Origin of the sequence: Tranquillimonas alkanivorans (genome assembly GCF_900115595.1) — a bacterium.
GTDB classification, from domain to species: Bacteria; Pseudomonadota; Alphaproteobacteria; order Rhodobacterales; family Rhodobacteraceae; genus Tranquillimonas; species Tranquillimonas alkanivorans.
The window spans coordinates 505015-528262 of record NZ_FOXA01000001.1; the positions used below are offsets into that span (position 1 = coordinate 505015).

23 protein-coding genes are annotated in these 23248 nt (G+C 68.2%); 10 read left to right on the forward strand and 13 right to left on the reverse strand.

Annotation, left to right across the window (positions count from 1 at the left end; all coding sequences use genetic code 11):
• The first annotated feature begins 9 nt into the window (after window positions 1-9).
• Window positions 10-420, forward strand: coding sequence for a glycosyltransferase family 4 protein (locus BM162_RS02585; RefSeq protein WP_143096100.1), 411 nt, complete (start codon window positions 10-12; stop codon window positions 418-420).
• Here BM162_RS02585 and BM162_RS02590 read toward each other — a convergent pair.
• From BM162_RS02590 to BM162_RS02610, 5 genes are all read right to left on the reverse strand, one after another.
• Entirely contained in the window at window positions 348-1688 is a 1341-nt protein-coding gene (locus tag BM162_RS02590; RefSeq protein ID WP_093417258.1) for a hypothetical protein, read from the reverse strand. The genes BM162_RS02585 and BM162_RS02590 overlap by 73 nt on opposite strands.
• Window positions 1688-1957, reverse strand: coding sequence for a spike base protein, RCAP_Rcc01079 family (locus BM162_RS02595; RefSeq protein ID WP_093417261.1), 270 nt, complete (start codon window positions 1955-1957; stop codon window positions 1688-1690). Before BM162_RS02595 ends, BM162_RS02590 begins: the two co-directional genes overlap by 1 nt.
• A 79-nt stretch (window positions 1958-2036) precedes the next feature.
• Window positions 2037-4997, reverse strand: coding sequence for a DNA translocase FtsK (locus tag BM162_RS02600; RefSeq protein ID WP_093417264.1), 2961 nt, complete (start codon window positions 4995-4997; stop codon window positions 2037-2039).
• An 8-nt stretch (window positions 4998-5005) separates the two neighbouring features.
• Window positions 5006-6193: an aminotransferase class I/II-fold pyridoxal phosphate-dependent enzyme gene (locus tag BM162_RS02605; RefSeq protein WP_093417266.1), complete on the reverse strand. Its 1188-nt coding sequence runs from the start codon at window positions 6191-6193 to the stop codon at window positions 5006-5008.
• Window positions 6194-6312: 119 nt separating this feature from the next.
• Window positions 6313-7644 carry an amidase gene (locus tag BM162_RS02610; RefSeq protein ID WP_093417269.1) on the reverse strand — a complete coding sequence of 444 codons (1332 nt, stop codon included), beginning with the start codon at window positions 7642-7644 and terminating at the stop codon, window positions 6313-6315.
• Between the two features lie 49 nt (window positions 7645-7693).
• Between BM162_RS02610 and BM162_RS02615 the strand changes: the two genes are divergently transcribed.
• The 7 genes from BM162_RS02615 (at window position 7694) to BM162_RS02640 (ending at window position 12903) form a co-directional block, all read left to right on the forward strand.
• Window positions 7694-8956 (forward strand): FAD-dependent monooxygenase, encoded by a 1263-nt coding sequence (locus BM162_RS02615; RefSeq protein WP_093417271.1) that lies wholly within the window; start codon window positions 7694-7696, stop codon window positions 8954-8956.
• Window positions 8957-9023: 67 nt separating this feature from the next.
• A complete protein-coding gene (locus tag BM162_RS02620; protein ID WP_093417274.1) occupies window positions 9024-9635 on the forward strand; it encodes a ribonuclease D in 612 nt (203 codons plus the stop codon).
• Between the two features lie 133 nt (window positions 9636-9768).
• Window positions 9769-10326 (forward strand): LPS export ABC transporter periplasmic protein LptC, encoded by a 558-nt coding sequence (gene lptC / locus BM162_RS22335; protein WP_143096101.1) that lies wholly within the window; start codon window positions 9769-9771, stop codon window positions 10324-10326.
• Window positions 10307-10825 carry an LptA/OstA family protein gene (locus tag BM162_RS02625; protein WP_093417276.1) on the forward strand — a complete coding sequence of 173 codons (519 nt, stop codon included), beginning with the start codon at window positions 10307-10309 and terminating at the stop codon, window positions 10823-10825. Before lptC ends, BM162_RS02625 begins: the two co-directional genes overlap by 20 nt.
• A gap of 2 nt (window positions 10826-10827) precedes the next feature.
• A complete protein-coding gene (gene lptB, locus BM162_RS02630; RefSeq protein ID WP_093417279.1) occupies window positions 10828-11586 on the forward strand; it encodes an LPS export ABC transporter ATP-binding protein in 759 nt (252 codons plus the stop codon).
• A gap of 233 nt (window positions 11587-11819) precedes the next feature.
• On the forward strand, window positions 11820-12401 hold the full coding sequence (gene hpf, locus BM162_RS02635; RefSeq protein ID WP_093417281.1) for a ribosome hibernation-promoting factor, HPF/YfiA family: 582 nt from the start codon (window positions 11820-11822) through the stop codon (window positions 12399-12401).
• A gap of 37 nt (window positions 12402-12438) precedes the next feature.
• Complete coding sequence (locus BM162_RS02640; protein WP_093417284.1) at window positions 12439-12903, forward strand: PTS sugar transporter subunit IIA; 465 nt, start codon at window positions 12439-12441, stop codon at window positions 12901-12903.
• Between the two features lie 18 nt (window positions 12904-12921).
• On the opposite strand, the gene BM162_RS02645 is transcribed toward BM162_RS02640, so the two are convergent.
• From BM162_RS02645 to cysQ, 7 genes are all read right to left on the reverse strand, one after another.
• Window positions 12922-14334, reverse strand: coding sequence for a nodulation protein NodH (locus BM162_RS02645; RefSeq protein WP_093417286.1), 1413 nt, complete (start codon window positions 14332-14334; stop codon window positions 12922-12924).
• Window positions 14331-16031 carry a DUF5927 domain-containing protein gene (locus tag BM162_RS02650; RefSeq protein ID WP_093417289.1) on the reverse strand — a complete coding sequence of 567 codons (1701 nt, stop codon included), beginning with the start codon at window positions 16029-16031 and terminating at the stop codon, window positions 14331-14333. The genes BM162_RS02645 and BM162_RS02650 overlap by 4 nt, the downstream gene beginning before the upstream one ends.
• Window positions 16028-17032: a glycosyltransferase family 2 protein gene (locus BM162_RS02655; RefSeq protein ID WP_093417291.1), complete on the reverse strand. Its 1005-nt coding sequence runs from the start codon at window positions 17030-17032 to the stop codon at window positions 16028-16030. The genes BM162_RS02650 and BM162_RS02655 overlap by 4 nt, the downstream gene beginning before the upstream one ends.
• Window positions 17033-17193: 161 nt before the next feature.
• Entirely contained in the window at window positions 17194-18225 is a 1032-nt protein-coding gene (locus BM162_RS02660) for a glycosyltransferase family 2 protein (protein ID WP_245759146.1), read from the reverse strand.
• Between the two features lies 1 nt (window position 18226).
• On the reverse strand, window positions 18227-19210 hold the full coding sequence (gene galE, locus BM162_RS02665; protein ID WP_093417294.1) for a UDP-glucose 4-epimerase GalE: 984 nt from the start codon (window positions 19208-19210) through the stop codon (window positions 18227-18229).
• 3 nt (window positions 19211-19213) lie between these two features.
• Window positions 19214-20107, reverse strand: a complete 894-nt coding sequence (gene galU, locus BM162_RS02670; RefSeq protein ID WP_093417296.1) for a UTP--glucose-1-phosphate uridylyltransferase GalU — start codon at window positions 20105-20107, stop codon at window positions 19214-19216.
• A 117-nt stretch (window positions 20108-20224) separates the two neighbouring features.
• The gene (gene cysQ, locus BM162_RS02675) at window positions 20225-21022 is read right to left on the reverse strand and encodes a 3'(2'),5'-bisphosphate nucleotidase CysQ (RefSeq protein WP_093417299.1); all 798 of its coding nucleotides are present in this window, start codon (window positions 21020-21022) and stop codon (window positions 20225-20227) included.
• 145 nt (window positions 21023-21167) lie between these two features.
• Here cysQ and BM162_RS02680 point away from each other — a divergent pair, with 145 nt between their 5' ends.
• Complete coding sequence (locus BM162_RS02680; RefSeq protein WP_093417301.1) at window positions 21168-21989, forward strand: ABC transporter permease; 822 nt, start codon at window positions 21168-21170, stop codon at window positions 21987-21989.
• Complete coding sequence (locus BM162_RS02685; RefSeq protein ID WP_093417304.1) at window positions 21986-22600, forward strand: COG3650 family protein; 615 nt, start codon at window positions 21986-21988, stop codon at window positions 22598-22600. The genes BM162_RS02680 and BM162_RS02685 overlap by 4 nt, the downstream gene beginning before the upstream one ends.
• On the opposite strand, the gene BM162_RS02690 is transcribed toward BM162_RS02685, so the two are convergent.
• On the reverse strand, window positions 22597-23208 hold the full coding sequence (locus BM162_RS02690) for an alpha-ketoglutarate-dependent dioxygenase AlkB family protein (RefSeq protein WP_093417306.1): 612 nt from the start codon (window positions 23206-23208) through the stop codon (window positions 22597-22599). The two genes, BM162_RS02685 and BM162_RS02690, sit on opposite strands and share 4 nt — an antisense overlap.
• Between the last annotated feature and the right edge of the window lie 40 nt (window positions 23209-23248).

A 23248-nucleotide genomic window follows, 5' to 3' on the forward strand; every position in this document is an offset into this window, starting at 1 on the left:
CGGCCGCCGGTGGACCTGCCCGGGAACCTGCTGCTGCACGGAGAGGTGGGCTTCGAGACGGCAATCGCTCACGTGCTGCACGCGGATATCGGGCTCGCACCCTACCGCGACCGGCCGGGCATCGAATACCAGACGGCGCACAGCAACCGGATGCTCCTGTACCGCCACGCCGGCCTGCCGATCCTCGCCCCCGACCGGCTGCGCGACCCCTCCATCCCGGCGATCATCGGCTACGGCGACCTTGAGCGGGCGCTACGCATGGCGGAGACCGCACCGCGGCGGCCCGAGCGCTTGCCCGACTGGTCCGAATTCTGTGACCGCATCCTCTCGGGCCTGCCGGGCGACGGTCAGAACGGAACGACCACGCCGCCGTTCGACGCGGCGACGGTGCCCGACAGCGCCCGGTGCCGCCGCGTGTAGATGGTGCCGCCGTTGGCCTCGACCGCGAAGGCGTCGCCGTCGCCTGCCGCGTCCGCCACGGTGTCCTGCAACCACATCTTCCCGAGGTTCGAGCACTTGAAGGCGACCGAGGTGCCGTCGGTGTCCCGCGCCACCGCCCTTGCGCCGGCGACCCAGGTGCGGGTTTCATGGATGCAGTGCACCTCGGTCCCGTTGCGGGAGTGGCCGAAGTCGCCCCCCAGCACCACGGCGCGGCAGCCGTCATGCGAGGTGACGGCGTTGCACGAGCTGGCCCCCGGCGTCCCGTTGTCGTGGCCGGTGCAGTCCTGAAGCAGGACGTGCATCCCGGCCTGCCCGTCCTCGTGAAAGCTCCACCCGTCCTTCGCGCCGAAGGAGGCGTCGCAGCCGAAGAAGGCGACGAGCCCGTTGGTCCTCCGCACCCGCGCCGCGTCGAGCGGGGCGGAGTTGTCGGAGGGCGTGGCATAGCGGAAGGTACAGTCCACGCCGACCACGTTGCGCGCGGCCACAGCATCGCAATGCAACGCGCCGGTGATGCCGCCCTGGCAGTCGATGTTTTCGAGGTAAAGGTCGTGCGCATGTGTCAGGAAGCGCGCGCCGTGGAAGCCGCGCAGGGGCACCACGTCGCCCGGCCCCGGCGGCTTTCCGATGTTCACGTGCACTGTCTCGCTGTCGCGATACCACGTGCCGGCCGTGGCTTGGCAGATGGGAAGATCGGGCACCCGCTCAAGCTCGGTCCAGTGGCCGCGTGGCGTGCGCAGGTCGGTGCGGAAGACGCGGTTCACCGCTGAAAGCTGGGTCGAGAAGGTGCTGCCCGCGTCGCTCCACGCGACGTTTTCCGGACCGGCCCGCCAGCAGGCGCGCCCGCCCCAGCCCAGGATCGCGACCGGCAGCGACGGCTCGACGTTGCCGTTCCGGGTAAAGGCGCTTTCTTCGTAAAGCCCCGCCTTGACCAGCACTCGGTACGCGCCGCCCGTCGCGTTGCCGGCGGTGAAGGCCGCGTGGATCGTGCGCTTGGCGGCCGAGAAGTCGCCGTCCTGCGCCCCGACGCCCGAATTCGCGTCGTCGCCTTCCACGTCGACGTGAAACGCCGGCCCCGACCAGATCGCCGGGTCGACCAACGCGCGGGGGGCCAGCTTTGCCCGGTACCGGCCGCCCAGCCGCTCGACCGCGAGCGGGAAGCGGGCCGTGTCCCACTCCAGCCCGGCAGGAAGCGCGACCGGCAGCGCTGCCGGGCCGCGTGCGCAGACGTCCGCGCCCACCCCCAGCATCAGTAGAGCCCCACGATGCCGGACGCGCTGGTGCCGGTCGCCAGCACCCGCGCCACCCGGACCGGATAGACCACGCCCGGCGCCAGCTCGGGCAAGGTGACGGTCGAGCCGTCCTTGAGCACGGCGGCAAGGTCGCCGCCGCCGCCCACCAATAGCGCACGGGTCAGCACGGGCAGGTCAGCGGCGTCGTCGGGCGTGGCCGCGAAACCGCCGGTGAGGGGGGCGGACACTCCGCCGGCATGGTATTGATAGGGATCGGTGATCGGCATCCGAGGCTCCTTGTTCCAGAGCCCCGGATGGTGCGACCAATGTGTTGATGCGCGATAAGCGGTGCGTGCGGTGCCTTGGTCAGGCCTGTTCGGGCACCAGGATCTCGCGCTTGCCGACGTGGTTGGCCGAGGACACGACGCCCTGGTCCTCCATCTGCTCGACCAGCCGCGCGGCCTTGTTATAGCCGATAGCCAGCTTGCGCTGGATGTACGAGGTCGAGCACTTGCGGTCCTTGATGACGATCGCCACCGCCTGGTCGTAAAGCGCGTCCTCGCCGTCGGTGTTACCGCCGGTGCCAAGGCCCAGCACCGCGTCGATATCGGCTTCCTTCTCGTCGTCCGGCCCCTCGACCACGCCGCCGACATAGTCGGGCGGGCCGAACTGCTTGAGGTAGTTGACGATGTCCTCGACCTCTTCGTCCGACACGAAGGGCCCGTGCACGCGGGTCAGGCGCGCACCGCCGGCCATGTAGAGCATGTCGCCCATGCCCAGAAGCTGCTCGGCCCCCTGTTCGCCGAGGATGGTGCGGCTGTCGATCTTCGAGGTGACCTGGAACGAGATCCGGGTCGGGAAGTTCGCCTTGATCGTGCCGGTGATGACGTCCACCGACGGGCGCTGCGTGGCCATGATCAGGTGGATGCCCGAGGCCCGCGCCATCTGCGCGAGGCGCTGGATGCAGGCCTCGATCTCCTTACCGGCGACCATCATCAGGTCGGCCATCTCGTCCACGATGACGACGATGTAGGGCAGCGCCTCGGGCGCGAATTCCTCGGTCTCGAACACCGGGTCCCCGGTTTCGTCGTCGAAGCCGGTCTGCACCGTGCGCTTGAACATCTCGCCCTTCGAGAGGGCGTCCTTCACGCGGCCGTTGAACCCTTCGATGTTGCGCACGCCCATGCGCGACATCTTGCGATACCGGTCCTCCATCTCGGCCACGACCCACTTGAGCGCGACGACGGCCTTCTTCGGATCGGTGACCACCGGCGACAGCAGGTGCGGGATGCCGTCGTAGACGCTGAGTTCCAGCATCTTCGGGTCGATCATGATCAGCCGGCACTCTTCGGGCGTGAGCTTGTAGAGCAGCGACAGGATCATGGTGTTGATGGCCACCGACTTGCCCGAGCCCGTGGTCCCCGCGATCAGCAGGTGGGGCATCTTGGCCAGGTTGGCGACGACCGCCTCGCCGCCGATGTCCTTGCCCAGCGCAAGCGGCAGCTTCATCTGGCTGTCGCCAAAGTCACGGGCCGACAGGATCTCGCGCAGGACGACCTTCTCGCGGCTGGAGTTCGGCAGTTCGATGCCGATGACCGACCGGCCCGGCACGGTCGAGACGCGGGCCGACAGCGCCGACATCGAGCGCGCGATGTCGTCGGCCAGGCCGATGACGCGAGACGCCTTGAGGCCCGGCGCGGGTTCGAGTTCGTACATCGTGACGACGGGGCCGGGGCGGACCGAGACGATCTCGCCCTTCACGCCGTAATCGTCGAGCACGGTCTCGAGCATCCGGGCGTTTTCCTCCAGCGCCTCGTCGCTCAGGTGGTGTCGCTCGATCTCGGCGGGGTTGGTCAGCAGGTTAAGCGGCGGATGCTCGTAGTCGCTGTCGCTTTCGTCGAAGCCCAGCGCCGGCTGCGCCTCGGCCTGCGCACGGCGCGACGGCTGGACGACCTTCTTCGGCGGGTGCTGGACCTTCTTGCGCTCGACCGCCGGGCCCGCGAAGGCCGCGGTCCTGCGGCCCGTCTCGAACAGCGGCTCGGCCGTCAGCGATTGCGACGACGGCTCGGGCTGAACCAGCTCGGACTCGGGCATCTCCAGCGTCTCGGGATCGAAGCCCTCGTCAAACGCCTCTTCCTGCGGCTCGTCGTAATGCACCAGCTCCTCGAACTGCGCCGCCGGGGCGGCGGGTTCGGGACGCGGGGTCTTCGGCAGGATCATCGGCTGCGGGCCGCGCGGATGGCGCGGGCGCTGCACCGGAGGCTCGGGCCGGGCGGCGGCGGTCAGGATGGGCCGGGCCCGGACGCGCGCCTTGATGACGTCGGCGATCTTGGCGCGGATGCGGTCATCGGTGCCGTCATCCTCGGGCTCGAGCACCGCGGGCTCTTCGAGCAGGTCGTCGTCCTGCGGCTCGGTCCGGCGACGGAACAGTCCCGAAAGCCGCGACAGGACGCCGCCGCGGGCGGGAGCGTCGTCGTAGTCGAACAGGTCGAGCTCGTTGTCCTCGACCTCGTCAGGCCTTTGGGCGCGCAGGACAGGGCGTGCCTGCGCCACCGGCTCATCGTCCTCGATCAGCGAGTCATCGGCCTCGGCCCGGCGCTGCGCCCGCTCGTCCCGCCGGCGCTGATGCGCCTCGGCCGCGGCGCGCGCACCGGCGGCCGACCCCCGGACGACGCCATGTGCACCGCGCCCCAGCATCGAGACGAGACCGGCATAGCTCATCACCACGCCGCCCAACAGGAAGGCCGCGGTCAGCCGCAGTTCCTGCTTCGAGCAGCCCAGCACGAACAGCGACATCACCAGCGCTACCGCCGCCACGACCGCTGCGATCATCTTCAGACCCAGCGTCGCCTGCACCGGAACGATCCCCAGCACCGCACCCAGCACCGTGTCGCCGAACAGCCCGCCCAGCCCGAAGGAATGCGTCCACTCTCCGGCGGGCACATGGGTCGAGGCGTAGACCGACACCAGCGCGATGGCGAGCGGGGCGAAGATCAGCCGCGCGGGCGCGCGCTCTTCCCCGACATGGAGCAGGAACCGCAAGCCCCACGCGCCGAAGACGGCAACGATGGCCCAGGCGCCCCAGCCCACGATGACGAAAAGCGGCGAGGCGATGGAGGCGCCGAACCGGCCCAGCAGGTTGCGCGCGGGCTCGTCCGTGGCGCTCAGCCAGCTCGGGTCCTCGGGCACGTAGGAGCCCAGCATCAGTGCGACGGCGACGGCGACGACGAGCAGCCCGAGGCCGAGCAGCTCCTTCCCCCGCCGCTCGATCACGGCCTGGGTTTCACTGTCGAACAGAGGATCGCGTTGCCTTGCCTGATACGCCATGTGTCCCTTCACCTCGTTCCATACAGACAGTCACGCAGGGCCGTCAGCCCGCGCGCCATGTCCTGTTCCGTGGCCACCATCGCGGCGCGGATGTAGCCCGCGCCCGGATTGAACCCGTCGACCTCACGCGCCAGGTACGCCCCCGGCAGTACCCGGACGCCCGTCTCGCGCCAGAGCTTCAGCGCCGCCGCCTCGCCGTCCTCGACCGGCAGCCAAAGGAAGAACCCGGCATCCGGTGCGCCGCAGCCGTCGATGCCGTCGAAGACCTCGTCAGCGATCTCGTACTTGCGCTGGTAAAGGCGGCGGTTCTCGGCCACGTGCGCCTCGTCGGCCCAGACCTTCTCGGCCACGCGCTGAAGCGGCTGGGGCAGCGGAGCGCCGGAATAGGCGCGCAGCCGCTTGATCCGCGCCATGCACTCGGGTCCGCCCGCCACGAAGCCCGACCGCAGCCCCGGCAGGTTCGAGCGCTTGGACAGGGAGTGGAAGGTCAGCACCCGCTCCGGGTCCGCGCCCGTGTCCCGGGCGACCTCGAGCGCGCCGGGCGGTGGCGTGTCACGGTAGATCTCGGAATAGCACTCGTCCGCGAGCACGAGGAAATCGTGCGTCTCGGCCAACCGGATGAGATCGGCCCAGTAATCTCGCGACGCCACGGCGCCCTGCGGGTTCGAGGGCGAGCAGAGATAGGCCGCCACCGTTCGTTCGAGCACGTCGTCGGGCAGCGACGCGAAGTCAGGCAGGAAGCCCGTTTCGGCCGTCGCGGGCACGAAGACCGGCTCGGCCCCCACCGACAGGGCAGCCACGGCATAGACCTGGTAGAACGGGTTGGGGATCAGCACGACCGGACGCTTGCCCCGCTTGTCCTCGGGAAAGAGCGCCGCGGCGACGTTGTAGAGCCCTTCGCGCGTCCCGTTGAGCGCCATGACCTGCCGGGCGGGATCGACGCTGACGCCATAGCGGCGAGTCAGCCAGTCCGAGATGGCGGTCAAAAGCTCGGGCGTTCCGTCGTTCGCGGGGTACTTCGCGAACTCGGTCACGTTTTCGCTCAGGATCGCCCCGACCCAGTCCGGGAAGGCATGCTTCGGCTCGCCGATGGACATGTGCAAGGGCTCTCCGCCGGGCGCATGAGCGTCCAGCAGGCTCCGCAAACGCGGAAACGCGTATTCTGGCAGGTTCGAGAACCGTGCGGGGAACTGCATTTTGTGCCTCAAGGTCGGGGTCGTGACGCCCCGTTTTGCGGCGACGATAGTCGACGCCGCGCAACAGGGTCCAGATTTTCGCCACGCGAATCGGGGGCTTGCGCCACCCCCTGTGGCATTTAAGCCAAGGCCCGCTCCGCCGCCACGCCCAGACGAAGCAGGCAATTCTCCGCTCCGGCGGGGGCCTGGAACAGGATGCCGGTCGACGGCACACCGGTCGGCAGCGTCAGCCCGGCGAGGTTCAGAAGGCTCCCGATGCGGGTGTTGCGCAGGGTCATCAGGTTGCGTTCGGCATAATACGCGTCGTCCTCGGCCAGCCGCTCGGCGTTCGGCGGAAGGATGGGCGAGGTCGGCATGATGACCGCGTCGAAGCCCGCCGTCGCCTCGCGATACGCCTGCCGCAGCGCGTGCAACCGCTGCCACGCCGCGACGAAGTCGGACCCAAGCGTATCACGGCCGCCACGGAAACGCTCCCGAATCTGGTGGTACATGACATCCGGGTTGCCCTCGATCGCGTCCTTCCACACCCCGTAGCCCTCGGTCGCGAAGACCACCGCGGCAAGGTCCAGCGCCTGCGCCACCTCGGGCACCGCGCGCCGCTCGACGGTCGCGCCAGCGGCCTCCAGCCGCTCGACCGCCCGCTCGAACCCCTGCTTCGGCGCCTCCTCGAGGTCGTCGAGCGCCACGGTATCGAGCACCATGAAGCGCGTGCCCTTGAGCGAGGCTCCGCGCAGGTCCGGCGCCTTTCCGCCCGTCAGCGCGGCCATCAGGAGCGACGCGTCTTCCACGGTCCGACACAGCGGCCCGACCGAATCAAGGGACGGGCACAGCGGCACGACGCCCTCAAGGCTTGTCGCCCCGTGCCCCGGCTTCAGACCGACGAGGTCGTTCCAGACCGACGGCACCCGCACCGAGCCTGCCGTGTCCGAGCCGATGCCCGCCGCCGCGAGCCCGAAGGCCACCGACGCCGCCGCACCGGAGGACGATCCGCCCGGCACGGCTTCGGGATCGTTCACGTTGGGCGGCGTTGCGGTGACCGGGTTCAGGCCGAGTCCCGAGAAGGCGAGTTCCGTCATGTGCGTCTTGCCCAGGCACACCAGCCCGGCGGCGGTGGCGTTGCGCAGCACTTCGGCGTCCCGCTCCGGCGTCCGGCCCTTCAGCAACGCCGAGCCGGCTTCGGTCGCGGTGCCGACCGTGTCGAACAGGTCCTTCCACGAGATCGGCACACCGTCGAGCGGCGACAGCCGCCGCCCCGCTTCGGCCCGCGCGGCCGCCGCCCCGGCCTCGGCGCGGGCGCGATCGGGGGTGGTGCGGGCATAGATGCGGCCGGCGGCTTCGTGGCTTTCGATGGCCGACAGGAAGGTTTCAGTCAGCGAAACCGGGTCGATTTCGCCCGCGCCGATGCCCCGGCCCAGGTCCGCCGCGCTCATCTTCGTCCAGTCCTGCGCCATGCTCGTCCTCCTGTCCGCGTTGGCACGAACGCTACCGGCAGCGGCGGGCATGGACAATGCCCGCCGCTCGGCCATATTTCGGCCCATGAGCATCGATCATGACGTCCTCATCGCCGGCGGCGGGCTGAACGGCTCCGCCCTCGCCCTCGCGCTCGCCTCGGGCGGGCTGACCGTGGGGCTGATCGACCCGACCCCGCGCGACAGGCGCGCCGCGCCGGACTTCGACGGACGTGGCTATGCGCTGGCCCTGACCTCGGTCCGCCTGCTGGGCGCGCTGGGGCTGTGGGAGGGTCTGGCCGAGCGGTCGCAGCCGATCCTCGAGATCAAGGTCAGCGACGGACGCGCCGGCGAAGGACCGTCCCCGATGGTCCTGCACTTCGACCACGCCGAGATCGAGGAAGGTCCCATGGGCCACATGGTCGAGGACCGCCACCTCCGCCCTGCCCTGCTGGACGCAATCGACGCCGAGCCCCGGATCACCCAGATCACCGGCCCAACGGTGGTGGCGCAGGACGAACGAGACGGCGGCATCGTCGCCACGCTGTCGGACGGGCGCACCGTGTCGGCGGGCGTCCTGGTCGGCTGCGACGGCAAGACCAGCAGCGTGGCCAGCCGTGCCGGTATCCGGCGCACCGGCTGGCGCTATGGCCAGACGGCGCTGGTGACCTCGGTCGAGCACGACAAGCCGCACGAGGGGATCGCGCACCAGTTCTTCATGCCGGAGGGGCCGCTCGCCATCCTGCCGCTTCCGAGCAACCGGTCGTCGATCGTCTGGACCGAGCGGACCGAGCGCGCCGGCCGCATCAACGCGCTGGACGACGCGGGCTACCTTGCCGTGCTGCGCCCGCGCTTCGGCGATTTCCTGGGCGACATCCGGCTTGTCGGCGACCGGTTCACCTATCCGCTGCAACTGAGCCTGGCGAACGTCTTCGTCGCGCCGCGCGTAGCGCTGGTGGGCGACGCGGCGCATGCCGTGCATCCCATCGCGGGACAAGGGCTGAACGCGGGCCTCAAGGATGTCGCCGCGCTAGCCGAGATCCTGACCGACGCGCACCGGCGGGGCGAGGATATCGGCCGGATCGACGTGCTCGAGCGGTACCAGCGCTGGCGGCGATTCGACGTGGCGACGCTGGCTCTGGCGACCGACGGCTTCAACCGGCTGTTCTCGAATGACAACCCGCTGCTGCGGTTCGTCCGAGACCTGGGGCTGGCCGCCGTGAACGCCCTGCCCGAGATGCGGCGCGGCCTCATCCGTGAGGCTGCGGGGCTGACGGGTGATCTGCCAAGGCTGCTGACGGGCCGGCCCCTCTAGCGTGCGTTGCACATCGGCGGACGAGCCTCTATTCCGCCGGTGAAGCGAGACAGACAGGGGACGCGGCATGGCGAACCATCTCTACAAGGGCGATCTGCCCGCCGGGCTGGACCTGGGACCGGTGGTCGCCATCGACTGCGAAACGATGGGGCTCAACCCGCACCGCGACCGGCTGTGCCTGGTGCAGATGTCGGGCGGCGACGGGAACGCGCACCTCGTCCAGATCGAGAAGGGCCAGACCGAGGCGCCGAACCTCAGCGCGATGCTGCGCGATCCGAACGTGTTGAAGCTGTTCCACTTCGGCCGCTTCGACATCGCGGTGATGTACCACGCCTTCGGCGCGCTGGCCGCTCCGGTCTACTGCACCAAGATCGCGTCGAAGCTGACCCGCACGTACACCGACCGGCACGGGCTGAAGAACCTGACGCAGGAGCTGCTGGAAATCGACATCTCGAAGCAGCAGCAGATGAGCGACTGGGGCGCCGAGACGCTGACCGACGCGCAACTGGACTACGCCGCTTCGGACGTGCTGCATCTGCACAAGCTGAAGGACCGGCTGGACGACCGGCTTCGCCGCGAGGGCCGTGTCGAGCTGGCGCAGGCCTGTTTCGAGTTCCTGCCCACGCGCGCCAAGCTCGACCTTGAAGGCTGGCCCGAGATCGACGTCTTCGCTCACTGAACGGTCAATTTCCGCGGATTGCCTTCTTTACGGGCATCCGCGCTGCTACCTGTTCGGGCGGAACGATCCGGGAGCGCGGCCTCTGGCCTATGACAACACATATTCGCGCGTCGTCGCGTGGCTGAAGATCGCGTTGCCCCTGATCGCGCTGGCGATCCTGTCCACGCTGTTCATGTTCTCGCGCCAGTACGACCCCGAGGCGGCGATCCCGTTCTCCGAGGCCGAGGTCGAGGAAATCCTGCAGGAACAGCGCGTGCGCGAGCCCCGCTATGCCGGCATGACCCGCGACGGGGCGGCGGTGCGCATTTCGGCCGACGCCGCGCAGCCCGACCGCGATGCGCCGGCGCGGTTGACCGCCCGCGCGCTGGAAGGACGGGTCGAGACGCCGGACGGCGGCTGGCTGGACATCCGGGCCGGCGCCGGTGGCATCGACCAGACCGCCGACACCGCCCGCATGGAGCAGGACGTGCGCATCGAGACCTCGACCGGCTACCGGATCGAGACCGACACGCTGACCACGGCGCTCGACGCGACATCGGTCGCCTCGGACGGCGCGGTGACGGCCGAGGGGCCGCCGGGCGAGCTGATCGCCGGGCGCATGGAGATGCGGCCCGTGGAGGGACAGGCGGACCGGTACGTGCTGGATTTCACAGACGGCGTTCGGCTGCTATATGTCCCGCCAGGTGAGTAAGGGGTTCCCCGTGAGACATCTCAAGACCATCGTGACCGCCGCCGCGCTTGCCCTCGGCACCGCCGCCTTCGGCCAGGGCGCCGAGGTCGCGCTTGGCGGGCTGCGGCAGGATCCGGGGCTTCCGGTCGAGGTCACGTCCGACAACCTGCGCGTCGACCAGAGCGACGGCAGCGCGACGTTCTCGGGCAACGTTCTGGTCAGCCAAGGCGAGATGCGCCTGACCGCCGGCGAGGTCGAGGTGATCTATGCCCCCATCGGCGGCCGGATCGCCGAGTTGCGCGCCACCGGCGGCGTGACGCTGGTGGCGGGCGAAGAGGCGGCGGAAAGTCAGGAGGCCGTCTATACCATCGACAGCGGCGAGGTCGTGATGACGGGCGATGTCGTCCTGACCCAGGGCGCGAACGCGCTGTCGTCGAACCGCCTGACCCTCGACCTGACCGAGGGCACCGGCGTCATGGAAGGCCGCGTGCGCACGGTGTTCCAGACCGGCGGGGACTGACGGTGCCCGCCCCCGACCTGAAGATCGCGGCCCGCGGCGTCGGCCTCGAGGTCCGCCACCTGCGCAAGAGCTACCGCAAGCGTCCGGTGATCCGCGACGTGAGCATGGAGCTTGCCCGGGGCGAGGTCGTCGCGCTGCTGGGGCCGAACGGGTCGGGCAAGACCACCTGCTTCTATTCCATTGCCGGGCTCGTGCAGCCCGAGGGCGGACAGGTGATGATCGAGGGGCGCGAGGTCACGCGCCTGCCGATGTACCGGCGCGCCAAGCTGGGGATCGGCTACCTTCCTCAGGAGGTGTCGATCTTTCGGGGACTGGACGTGGAGGACAACATCCTCGCCATCCTTGAAATCAGCGAACCCGACCGCACCCGCCGCCGCGAACGGCTGGAAGAGCTGCTGTCGGACTTCTCGATCGAGCATCTGCGCCACACGCCCGCGGCCGCGCTGTCGGGCGGCGAACGGCGGCGGGCCGAGATCGCGCGCTGCCTCGCCGCAAATCCCCGCTACCTGCTGCTCGACGAACCGTTCGCCGGCGTCGATCCGATCGCGGTGGCCGAGATTCGCACTCTGGTGGCCGACCTCAAGACGCGGGGCATCGGCGTGCTCATCACCGACCACAACGTGCGCGAGACGCTGGGCGTGGTCGATCGCGCCTACATCCTGCACGACGGCACGATCCTGATGAGCGGCACGAGCGACGAGGTCGTGCGCGACGAGAACGTGCAGCGCGTCTATCTCGGGCAGGGTTTCCGACTGTCCTGATTCTGCTGCACTGCCGCGACGACAAGGCGTTGACACCGCGATGCCTTCCGTCGCCAAATGGCCCCGATGAGCGAACCGACCTCCCTCGTTCGTGCCGGCCCTGCGCAAGGGCGCGCACATCGCACTGCGCAGCGGCGCCGGCTTATCATCAGCGACATCCCGGTCATGAAAACCCTATAGCGATCGGCCGTCGAAAGGCGGCGGGCGCCCCCCTCTGCAAATAAGGAGACGTGATGCGGTACCAGATCAGCGGCAAGCAAATCGACATCGGCGAAGCGCTGCAGACCCATGTCAGGACCGAAATCGACGCCGTGATCGAGAAGTATCCGGGCCGCCCCACCGACGCGATGGTGGTATTCTCAAAAAGCGGGCACGAATACTGCTGCGAAGCGGTGGTGCACCTGTCGACGGGCCTGACCGTGCAGGCGAAAGGCGTGGCGCCCGAAATCTATGCCGCGTTCGACCAGTCGAACACGAAGATGGAAAAGCAGCTGCGGCGCTACAAGCGGCGGCTGAAGGATCATCACAAGGAACGCGCGCAGCCGGTTGAGCTTTCCGCGGCATCCTCCTATATCCTCGCCGGATCGACGGAGACCGATGACGAATCCGAACCGGAGAGCCTGCAACCCATGATCATCGCCGAGATGGAGACGCGGATACCTTCGCTGTCCGTGGGCGAAGCGGTCATGCAGATGGAACTGGCGGGGGCCCCGGTGCTCGTCTTCCGCAACGAAAAGCAGGATACCGGCGTCAATATCGTCTATCGGCGCGATGATGGTAACATCGGGTGGATCGACCCGGGCAGTGCAAACTGATGACGGACGGCGGCTGATCGTCCGAAAGCAGAGCGATATGGATCTTTCGACGATATTGAAACCGGCTGCGGTGCGGGTCGTGGGTAGCCTCACGAGCAAGAAGCGCCTTTTCCACCAACTCGGCGAAATCGCCGAGACGAGTTATGGCATCGCGGCGGCCCCGGCCGTCGACGCGCTTCTGGACCGCGAAAGCCTGGGTCCGACCGGCGTGGGCCACGGCGTCGCCCTGCCCCACGCCCGGATATCGGGAATCGACCAGGTGCGGGGCGTCTTCCTGAAGGTGGAGAAACCGCTGGAGTTCGACTCGGTCGACCGGCAACCGGTGGACCTGGTGTTCGCGCTGTTCGCCCCCGAAGCGGCGGGCGTTGAGCATCTGAAGGCGCTGGCGCTGGTGTCCCGCACGATGCGCGACCCCAACGTCTGCGCCAAGCTGCGCGCCAACGAAGACCCGGTCACGCTGCACGCCGTACTGACCGAGTGGCCGCGTACACAGGCCGCCTGATCCCGTGCGCCCGGCGGTCTATCGCCGGGCGCCGAACCCGAACATCATGAAATCTCTCTGATAGACGTCGCGCACCGCCGCTTCGACCTCGGCGTCGTGGATGTCGTCGAGCGTGAACGGCTCCACTGGCGCAACCGGGGGGAGCGGGGGCGCCTTGATCCCGATCCGGTCGGCCAAGGCGGGCAACTCCTCGGCCAACTCGGTCTCGCGCAGGATGGCGTCGGGCAGCATGAACTGCGCCATGCCCTGCACCAGCGCCGTCTGCGTGGCCCAGTCCGGCTGAACCTTCACGCCCGTCTGGCCGCCCAGGTTTCCCTTCAGGAAGCGCAGGAAGCCAAGAAACGCGGCCCTGTGGGCGGCGGCGTCATACTCCAGCCCGGGACCCTCTTCGGGGATCGGCACGCTGTACTGCGTGCGCAGCGTCTCCCTCAACACGCCGAACGCGTCGGGGCCGGGCGTCAGGATGCGGCGGCAGAACACGTCATGGATCCGATCTGTCGGGTGCCGCAGAACGGTGAAGGTGCGATGGCCGGCGTTTTCTCGCTTCCACCGGCGCAGGTCCTTCTGGGTCATGCCACGCACAGGCGCTCCGCCGAGTTCCGCCAACCAGCGCTCGACCCGTCCCTCCGGCCCGCCCGGCACCGGCATGTAAAGAAGCGGCGCTGCGCCCGCCGCGATGTACGACCGCACGGCCGGTCCGCGCGCCGGTTCGTAGTTCGGGATGCGGTCCAGCGCGAACGGGTCGAGGTCGCGCAGCATCTCTGCCATCTCGTCGTAGTTCTCAACCTTGTCGCGCAGCGGCGCGGGGTTCTGGACCTTGGTCTTGTCCGAAAGCTGCGACAGCCGCCCGTCCAGCCCCAGGAAGCGCGCGATGCCGTTGAGCACCTCGACATCCTGGATGTCGTCATAGTCCAGCCGAAATGCGGTCTGGCCGGAGGTCTGGAGCGCACGGGTCAGGCGGCTCTGGAAGTCGGCGATCCGTTCGAGATGCCGAGTGAAGGGTGCGGGATCGAAGCGAACCGTGGCACGGCGGGCCTGCTTCATGTCGCCCAGCCGCCACTGCCCCGTCTGGCGGGCGATCTGCAGGCTGACGAAACTGTCGAGCGGGTTGCGCGTCAGCACGACCTTGCCGCAGCGGGTGTCGGACAGGCAGTGCGCCATGATCCGGGGATCGTGTTCGCTGAAGAACCGGAAGCCGGCCATCCCCTCGCTCCGCGCCCGCATTTCGGACAACAGGCGCAGCGGGTCTTCCTCCCGCTCGGCCAGCGTCATTCCCGCCATGCGGTCGCGCCCCGCCTGCCCCATGAATTGCGGATTGAACGCTTCGCCCCACATGCGCAGGCCGGGCAACTCGCCCAGGTTCGCTTCAAGGAAGTTGGAGCCGGTGCGCATCTCGGCGAACACGACGAAGTAGTCGAAGCGCGCGTTCATGCGCTGGCCTCGATCGCTGGTTCACCCACGTCCGCCGTGGGCGTGGCAAGCGGGCTGACCGGGAAGTCGCCCATCAGGTAGGGCTGCATGCCCTGATTGCGAAGCTCTTGCAGGAAACGGCCGAAGCCGTCGAGCCGCGCCATGCGCGGCATGTCGGTCAGCTTGCGCGCGACGCGCGGCCCGATCTCGGCGATGATGTCCTCCAGGGGTTCGGCGGGCGCCTCGATGAAATCCGACATCGTCCAGATGCGCACCCGCGCCTTCACGTGCGGCCCCCGCAGCATTTGCAGGTGGGCGCTTTCGATCTTCTGAAGCCGCGCGGCCTCTTTCCGGGTCTCCTCGAACGGGCGGTTCGAGTGGAAAAGCGGCACCGCCCAGGCGCCGCTGACGACCCAGACCGAGGCGTTGGGGTCGTGCGTGAAGAAGCCGCCGATGCGCTGCGCGTCGCGCGGGCCGAACAGGAAGCTCTGGTGTTCGCCGCGCGTGTTCCACAGCAGGCTCGTCAGGAACGCCTCGGGATTGTAGTCGCGCAGGGCGGCGCTGTCGCTCAGTGCCCCCGCATAGACGCGCTGCTCATCCGCGAAGTCGGCTCGCGCGGGACCATAGAGGTGGCCGTGCGCCCGCGCCCCGGTCGTGCGATGAAGCCACGGCGCGAAGTCGGCGAAGATGTCACCGAAGCCCTGGAAAACCGAGTACGGCGCGCAGGTCTTTCCGTTTTCGCGCCGGTTGCTGGGAAACCGACTTTGCATGTAAAGCCCCGGCCGCCCGCGTGTGCGCCGCTCGACCGCACCCGAAAACACGCGGTCGATCTTGCCCGGGTTCGGCTCGGCCAGGCTCCGCGTTTCGGGGTCGCTGGACAGGAACACGTCGTACAGCCTGTCGGCCCGCGCCCAGATCTTGCGCGCCACGAAGCAGTCCGAGCGGCGCAGAAGCTGGAGATGGTCGTTGTAGAAGACGTGTGGCTTGCCCTGGAAGTCGAACTTGCTGAGCGTGAGCGACCGGCTCTCGATCTGCTGCGAGTGGCGCCGTGAGAGCGTCTGGAAATAGCTTTCGTCCGGGATCCAGACGCGCCGGAAGTAGCGGTCGAACTCCGGCCGGTCGGGGTCGGTCAGGATCGCCTCCAGCGTCTGCCGCGACAGGCACCACCACTGCGACCCCATGTGCGGGACCAGCCCGGCCGGGATACGCCGCCGCAGGCCCAGCCGCCGCTGCAGCCGCACGTACCCGTCGAAAAGGCGTCGCTGCTTCTTCCACGAGAACGGGAAGCGCAGCGTGAAACGCTCTTCATCCAATCCGCCGACGGTCCACGGCACGTCGCGAGTCGTGACGCTTTCGATGAAGTCGTGCCCCGGCCGCGCCGCCAAGTACACCTTGAGCTCGTCCACCGGGCGCAGCGGCAGGCACGAGCCGGAGGCGAGGTAGACGTGCTGCACCTCGGGGAAGTCCGCCAGCATCCGCTCGGCCGCCGAGATGGTGGCGGCGACCAGAGACCACGTGCCCCAGTCGCACTGGTAGCGGTCCGAGAAGCGCACGTTCTCGAACCCCGCCATCGCCTTGCAGAACCGGCGATGGCGATGCTGCGGCACGCGCTTGTCCACGTGGATCACCACCGGGCAGCCGCGCTCGGCCCAGTGGCTGGCCACCTGCGCCGCCCGGTGCAACGCGGTGTGGCAAAGCATGACGATGCCGACCGTCACGCCCAGTTCCCCTTCGACATCAGGCCCAGGATCTCGAGCTGGCGCCAGTTGATGTACTTCTCGGACCAGCGGCACCAGAGGTCCGCGTCTTCCCCGTCGCGGTAAGCACGGTATTCGCGTCCTCCGGCGTAATGCTCCCCGCGCCGCATCTCTTCGGCCGCCTTTTCGCCTAGCGTGTGCAGGAACTTGGCGTGCAACAGGCAGCCCGACGTGATCTCGCCGCCCGACTGGTCGTAGACCAGGTTCAACCCCCGCGGCAGCAGCATGTGGGTCGAGCTGGCATAGGCGTAGCTGCGCTTCCACTTCACCAGCGGGATCTTGTTAAGCGCGGGCGCGAGGTGGGGCTTGTCGGCGAAGAACGTCCGCGCGCGCGGACCGCCCTGGATCCAGAGGTTCCGGAACAGCGGGTTCTTCGAGATCACGTAGTTGCCCGAGTCGAACCACTCGGCCACCTCGAACGGGTCCTGCCCCTCGCGATACGGTTGCGCCGATACCGGCCCCTTCGGGTACATGTCCAGCAGCATCGCCCCGAACGAGCGCAGCGACGACGCCTCGAGCCATTCGCAAAGTGCCTTGAGCGGGCGCGCGTCGCAGAACGGGAAGACCAGGAACTCGTCCACGTCCACCGTCAGCGCCCAGTGCCCATGCGCGTGGCGGCGCAACAGCCAGTTCATCCAGTCGATGCCGAAGCCTGCGGCCTTGTAGCTCGCCCCCGTGGTCCAGAGCGATACGTCGTCCTGCTGCGCCAGGTAGTCGGCCGAGCCGTCGTCGGACCCGTTGTCCACCATGAGGAAGTGATCGACCCCCATCTCGCGGTAGTAGCGCAGGAAGTACGGCAGGCGGATGCGCTCGTTCCGGACGGTCGAGAACAGAAGGACCTCCTGCCGGCCGATGCGGGGCGTGCGGTCGGCGCGTGCCGTCAACTCCCGCCGCTTGCGGAAGGCGCGAAGCAGCCGGTACTTACGGCGCAGGCGCAGTCGATAGGCCTCGACCACGCCCATCTCAGGCCGCTCCGCCCGGGCGGCAGCCCGGTCCCGCGCCGCGCGCTGTCATACGATGCGTCGATCCGTGTCTCATCCCGAGCGGCATGATGCGGCCGCGACGGCGCGATAGGAACAGCCTTGCGCCGACGGCGTGCGAATAACCGGCAAGTGGCGCAGCGTTACAACCCTGCGTGGCTCATCAGCCCCAACTCGACCAATTGCCGCCAACCGCGAAACTCGACTGAGTCGTCGCTCCACAGGACAGGGTCGTCGATCAGCCCGTCGTAGTAATCGTCGAAGGCCGCCGGGTCGCCGAAGTGCTGGCGGCGGACCTTTTCCTCGGCCGACCGCTCGACGATGGAAGGCAGGAACTTCGTGTGCAGCAGGACGCCCGAGGGCGCATGCCCGTCCGGCCCGTCATAGGCGAGGTTCAGGCGGCGGGGCAGCATGGAGTGGGTCGAGTTCACGTAGGCATAGCGCCTGTTCCACTTCACCAGCGGCAGCTTGTTCAATGTGGGCGACCGGCGGGGACGGTTTGCAAAGAAGCAACGCTCGCGCACACCGCCCTGAACCCACAGGTTCCGAAGCCCCGGCTGACGCACCGCGCGATACCCGACCGCATCGAACCAGCGCAGAAGGTCGAACGGATCGTCCCCCGCCACGTATGTCTGCCCGCCCAGCCGGCCGCTCGGGTACAGGTCGAGCATCAGCGCCCCGAACGCGCGGTGTCCAGCCGCCTCCAGTCGAGCCGCCAAGTCGTGCAGATCACGTTGGTCATGGTGCGGATAGATCAGAATCTCGTCGGCATCGACGGTCAGGCACCAGTGCCCGTGGCCGTGAAGCATCAGGAGCCAGTTCAGCCAGTCGAGGCCGAAGCGCGACCCCTTGTAGCTGTCGGGCGTGGACCAAAGCGAGACATCCGCCTGCTCGGCCAGGGCCTCGGCAGTGCCGTCGCTGCTGCCGTTGTCCACGATCAACATGTGCCCGACGCCAAGCGCGCGGTAGTGGCGCAGGAAGTGCGGCAGGCGGGTGGCCTCGTTGCGCATGACGGCGAACAGCAGAATCTCCCCGCGCGCGATGCCGTCCGTGCGGTCTTCGACCGGCCGCAGCCCCCGCCGCGCCCGAAGCGCGCGCCACAAGAGCCGCCTGCGCTTCCACCTCAGACGATACGCCGTCCACGGGTCGCGCAGGTTTGCCGTGGCGTCGCGCACCTCAGCGCTCGTAATGCCCGCTCTGATGCCAGCGCCAGGCGTCCGCGATCATCGTCTCGAGGGTCGAGCGTTCGGGCCGCCAGCCAAGCTCCTGCTCGGCGCGCGTGCTGCCCGACACCAGCGCCACGGCGTCGCCGGGCCGCCGCTCGCCCTCGTTCACCGGGACCTCGCGGTTGGTGACGATGCTCGAATGCTCGACCACCTGCCGGACCGAGAAGCCCTTGCCGGTGCCCAGGTTGAACACGCGCGAGCCTTTGCCGTCCTCCAGCCACTTCAACCCGCGCACGTGCGCGTCGACAAGGTCGAGCACGTGAACATAGTCGCGCACGCAGGTTCCGTCGGGCGTGTCGTAGTCGGTGCCATAAATCGTCAGCGCCGGGCGCTGCCCCTCGATGGCGTCCAGCATCAGCGGGATCAGGTGGGTTTCGGGGCGGTGAAACTCGCCGACCTCGCCCTCCGGGTCCGCGCCAGCGACGTTGAAGTAGCGAAAGATGACATGCCGCAGGCCGTGAGTCTGGCCGAAATTGTCCAGCATGTCCTCGATCGCCCGCTTCGACGCGCCGTAGGCGTTGATGGGCGCCTGCACGCACTCTTCGTCGAGCACGACGCCGTCTTGATCGCCGTAGGTGGCGCAGGTTGAGGAGAAGACGAAGTTCAGGCATCCGGCATCGACCGCCGCCTCGATCAGGTTGAGCGAGCCCAGAACGTTGTTGCGCCAGTACTTCGCCGGATCGCGCATGCTTTCGCCCACATCCGAGTAGGCTGCGAAGTGCATGACCGTGGCCGGGCAGTGCGTCGCGAAAACCTCGTCCAGCCGCGCGCGGTCCAGAAGGTCGCCCCGCTCGAACGGGCCGAACTTCACCGCGTCCTCCCAGCCGGTCGAGACGTTGTCGAAGGTGACGGGCTCGTAGCCCGCGCGCGCCAGCATCTTGCAGGCGTGGGAGCCGATATAGCCGGCGCCGCCGGTCACAAGGATCTTGGTCATGAGTTACGGCGCCGTCCGTTCGACTTCGATCAGCTCGGTGAGGTACTGGAGGAACTCGTCGCGCAGCTCGGGCCGGGAGAGGCCGTAGGCCACGGTGGCCTGCAGGAAACCCGGTTTCGAGCCGCAGTCGAAGCGTTGGCCGCGGAAGCGCAAGCCGTGCACGCCCGCCTCGGTTCCGATCTGTTGCGCAATGGCGTCCGTGAGCTGGATTTCACCACCCGCGCCGCGCTCGGTCCGGTCGAGCGCATCCAGAACCTCGGGCGCAAGAATGTAGCGCCCGATCACGGCGAGGTTCGACGGCGCCTCGGATGGGTCCGGCTTCTCGACCATGCCCTTCACCCGCACCTTGTCGCCGCCCTCTGGCTCGACGTCGAGGATACCGTAGGCCGACGTCTTCTCGCGCGCAACCTCCATCGCGGCGACCATGCAGCCGCCCGTCTCCTCGTAGGCTTCGACCATCTGCTGCAGGCACGGCGTGTCGGCAGCGATGACGTCGTCGGGCAGGATCACCGCGAAGGGCTGGTCGCCGATCAGCCGCCGGGCGCACCAGACCGCGTGGCCCAGGCCGAGCGCCTTGTGCTGGCGGATGTAGGCAATGGCGCCGGATTCCATGTTGGTGTGCTTGAGCACACGCATCAGCTCGTCCTTCCCCTTCGCCTCAAGCGCCGCCTCGAGCTCGGGGGCGGCGTCGAAGTAGTCCTCGAGCGCACTCTTGCCGCGAGAGGTGACGAAGATGAACTCGGTGATGCCGGCGGCGCGCGCCTCGTCGATGGCGTACTGGATCAGCGGCTTGTCGACGAGGGTCATGATCTCCTTCGGGATCGATTTCGTCGCGGGAAGGAATCGTGTTCCCAGTCCGGCCACCGGGAATACGGCCGTGGTCACCTTGCGTCCCATCTATGTGACACTCCTGCATAATTGAGTGAAATCGAGCTTCACCGTGGCGTGTGGTTGCCGAAGGCACTGTAGCCACCGCTCATACGTGATTGAAAGCCTTTTGCGGCAGCGCAGCACTCAAGGCTGCTTCAGGTCCACGCCGGGACTGTAGGCGATGAAGAAGGGGTTCGCGAAATCCGGCTTGCCATAGGTCAGCGGTGTGTGGTCGTCGAAGCGCACCACCTGGCCGCCCGCACCGGCGAGCACCGCGTGCCCGGCCGCCGTGTCCCACTCCATCGTCCGGCCGAGACGGGGATAGAGATCGGCCTCGCCCGTCGCCACAAGGCAGAACTTCAGCGAAGAGCCCGCGCTCTTCATGTCTGCGGTGGCGTACTTGCCGATATAATCGTCCGTCGCCTGGTCGCGGTGCGACTTCGAGGCCACGACCATCAGCGCGTCGTTGTCGGGCTCGGAGACGTGGAGTCGTTCGATCTTGCCCTCGGCCTCAAGCCCGAAATCGCCGGTCTCCTCGACCGAGGACCCGCCGGACGTGGTGAGGAAAAGCCTTTTCTTGGCGGGCGCGTAGACGACGCCGCGCACCGGCACGCCGTCCTCGACATAGGCGATGTTCACGGTGAAGTCGCCGCGGCGCTGTACGAACTCCTTCGTGCCGTCCAGCGGATCGACGATCAGGAAGGTCGACACGTCCTGCCCGTGGGTCGCCGCCTGCTCTTCGGTGACGAGAGGCACGTCGGGAAACGCCTCGCGCAGGCCGGCCGAGATCAGCGCGTCGGCGGCCTGGTCGGCCTCGGTCACAGGGCTGTCGTCGGCCTTCGACTTCACCTCGAACTCGGGCGACTCGTAGATCTCCATGATCTTCTCACCCGCCTCGAGCGCGAGCCGCCGCATGACGTCGACCAATCGTTCGTAATTCAATGCCGTCTCCCTGGAAGCCCGCTGCTCGCGCAGCCGTTGAAATGCCTTGGTCACCCTCTTATGGTTCGCGAACGACCGATCGGCAAGAAGTCCGCGGAAGCGGACCGATCCGGCGCCGGGCGTCGGACGACGCAACGAGGCCCAGATGTTCGAGCCAAGGCAACCCGACAGCAACCTTCGATCCGCGGCCGGGCTGCTTGACCTCATCTACCACAGCACCGTCCGCAGCATCCGGCGCACGCATTCGAACGCCGTGCTCGCCATCGCGGTAAACATCCTGCAAACGGTCATCTTCGTATTCGCCTTCTACGTGCTTTTCGCCGTGGTGGGCATCCGCGGGTCGGCGATCCGGGGCGACTTCCTGCTCTACATCATGTCGGGCGTGTTCCTGTATATGGCGCACACGCGTACGGTGACGGCGGTGGTGAAGTCCGAGGGACCGGCATCGGCCATGATGAAGCATGCGCCGATGACGACGGCGGTCTCGATTTCGTCCGCGGCGCTCGGCGCGCTCTACATCCAGGTCCTGTCGATGAGCCTCGTCCTCTACGTCTATCACGCGGCGTGGGGCCCGGTGACGATCGCCGATCCGGCCGGCGCGCTGGGAATGGTACTGCTGGCTTGGTTCTCTGGCGTGGCGGTGGGGATGGTGTTCCTGGCCCTCAAGCCATGGTTTCCCACCTTCGTCAGCATGGCGACCACCGTCTACACCCGCGCGAACATGATCGCGTCGGGCAAAATGTTCGTGGCCAACCAGCTTCCCGGTTACATGCTGGCCTTCTTCAGCTGGAACCCGCTGTTTCACACCATCGATCAGGCACGCGGGTTCACGTTCATAAACTATAATCCGCACAACACGTCCCTGCTCTACCCCATCTGGGTGTCGCTGGCGCTGCTGATGGTGGGCCTGATGGGTGAGTTCTATACCCGCAAACACGCCTCGGCGAGCTGGAGCGCGAGGCAGTGAAGCGCCTGGCCTGCCTCCTCGTGCTGCTCGCCCTGCCGGCCGCGGCGCAGGACCTGCGGCACCCCGCTCTCTACGACGTGGCGGGGGTCGAGGCGGACGACGTGCTGAACCTGCGCGCCGGTCCGACCGTGGATCAGCCGGTGATCGGAACGCTTGCGCCGGACGCCGAGGATGTCGAGGTGGTGCGCATCAACGAAAGCGGAACATGGGGGCTCGTCGCCCGACCCGAGGGCCGTGGCTGGGCGTCGCTGGCGTTCCTGCAGCGCCAGCCCGCGTTCGAGGAGGGCACGCTGCCGCGTCCCCTTTACTGCAGCGGGACCGAGCCGTTCTGGAGCCTCTCGCTTTTGCCCGACGGGCAGGCGACGCTGTCCGAGCCGGGCAGTCCCGACGTACCGCTGACCGAGACATGGAGCGGAAAGCCCGAGGGCCGGCTGGGCACCACGTTCGGAATCACCCTCTCCGCGCCGGACGGCCGCGCGACGGCCATTGTCGAGCGCGAGATGTGCTCGGACGGTATGAGTGACCGGCCCTACGGCTTCGCGGTCGAGGTCCTGCTGCAAGGCGGCACCGCTCCGCGGCTGCTGTCGGGCTGTTGCAGCCTGGCCCGCTAGGCCACCACCCGCAACGTCACGTTCACGCGCCCGCCCTGCGGCAGAAGCCGGGATGAGCCGAAGCGGATTCGGTCGACGCCGTGATGCGCCAGCCGGGCCGCGCCGCCCATCACCACCACGTCGCCCGAGTTCAGCCAGACGCTTTCCGTCCCCTCTGATCGCTCCACTCCACCCATGCGGAACAGCGCGTCGTCGCCCAGCGACACCGATACGACCGGCCACTGGAACTCGCCCTCGTCACGGTCCTGGTGCAGGCCCATCCGCGCGCCTTCGCCGTAGAAGTTGATCAGGCAGGAGTCCGGAAGCCGCTCCACGCCGCTGACCGTGCGCCAGATGTCCACTATCCGCTCGGGAATCGGCGGCCATGCAACCCCGGACGGATGCCGGGGCTCGTAGCGATATCCTCGCCTGTCGGTGACCCAGCCGCAGCGCCCGGCCGAGGTCATACGAACCGACATCTTGCGCCCGCGCCGCGTCTCGGGCGCGAAAAGCGGCGCATCGCGCACGACGTCGCGCAGGTCGTCGAGAAGCGCCTGCTGCGCGTCGGGATCCAGTAGGCTCTTGTGGATCTCGAAACCCCGAACGCTCAGCACCGTTTTCTCTGCCATGGCGGCGGCACCTCTTGTTTACGCGTGCAACTACTCACAT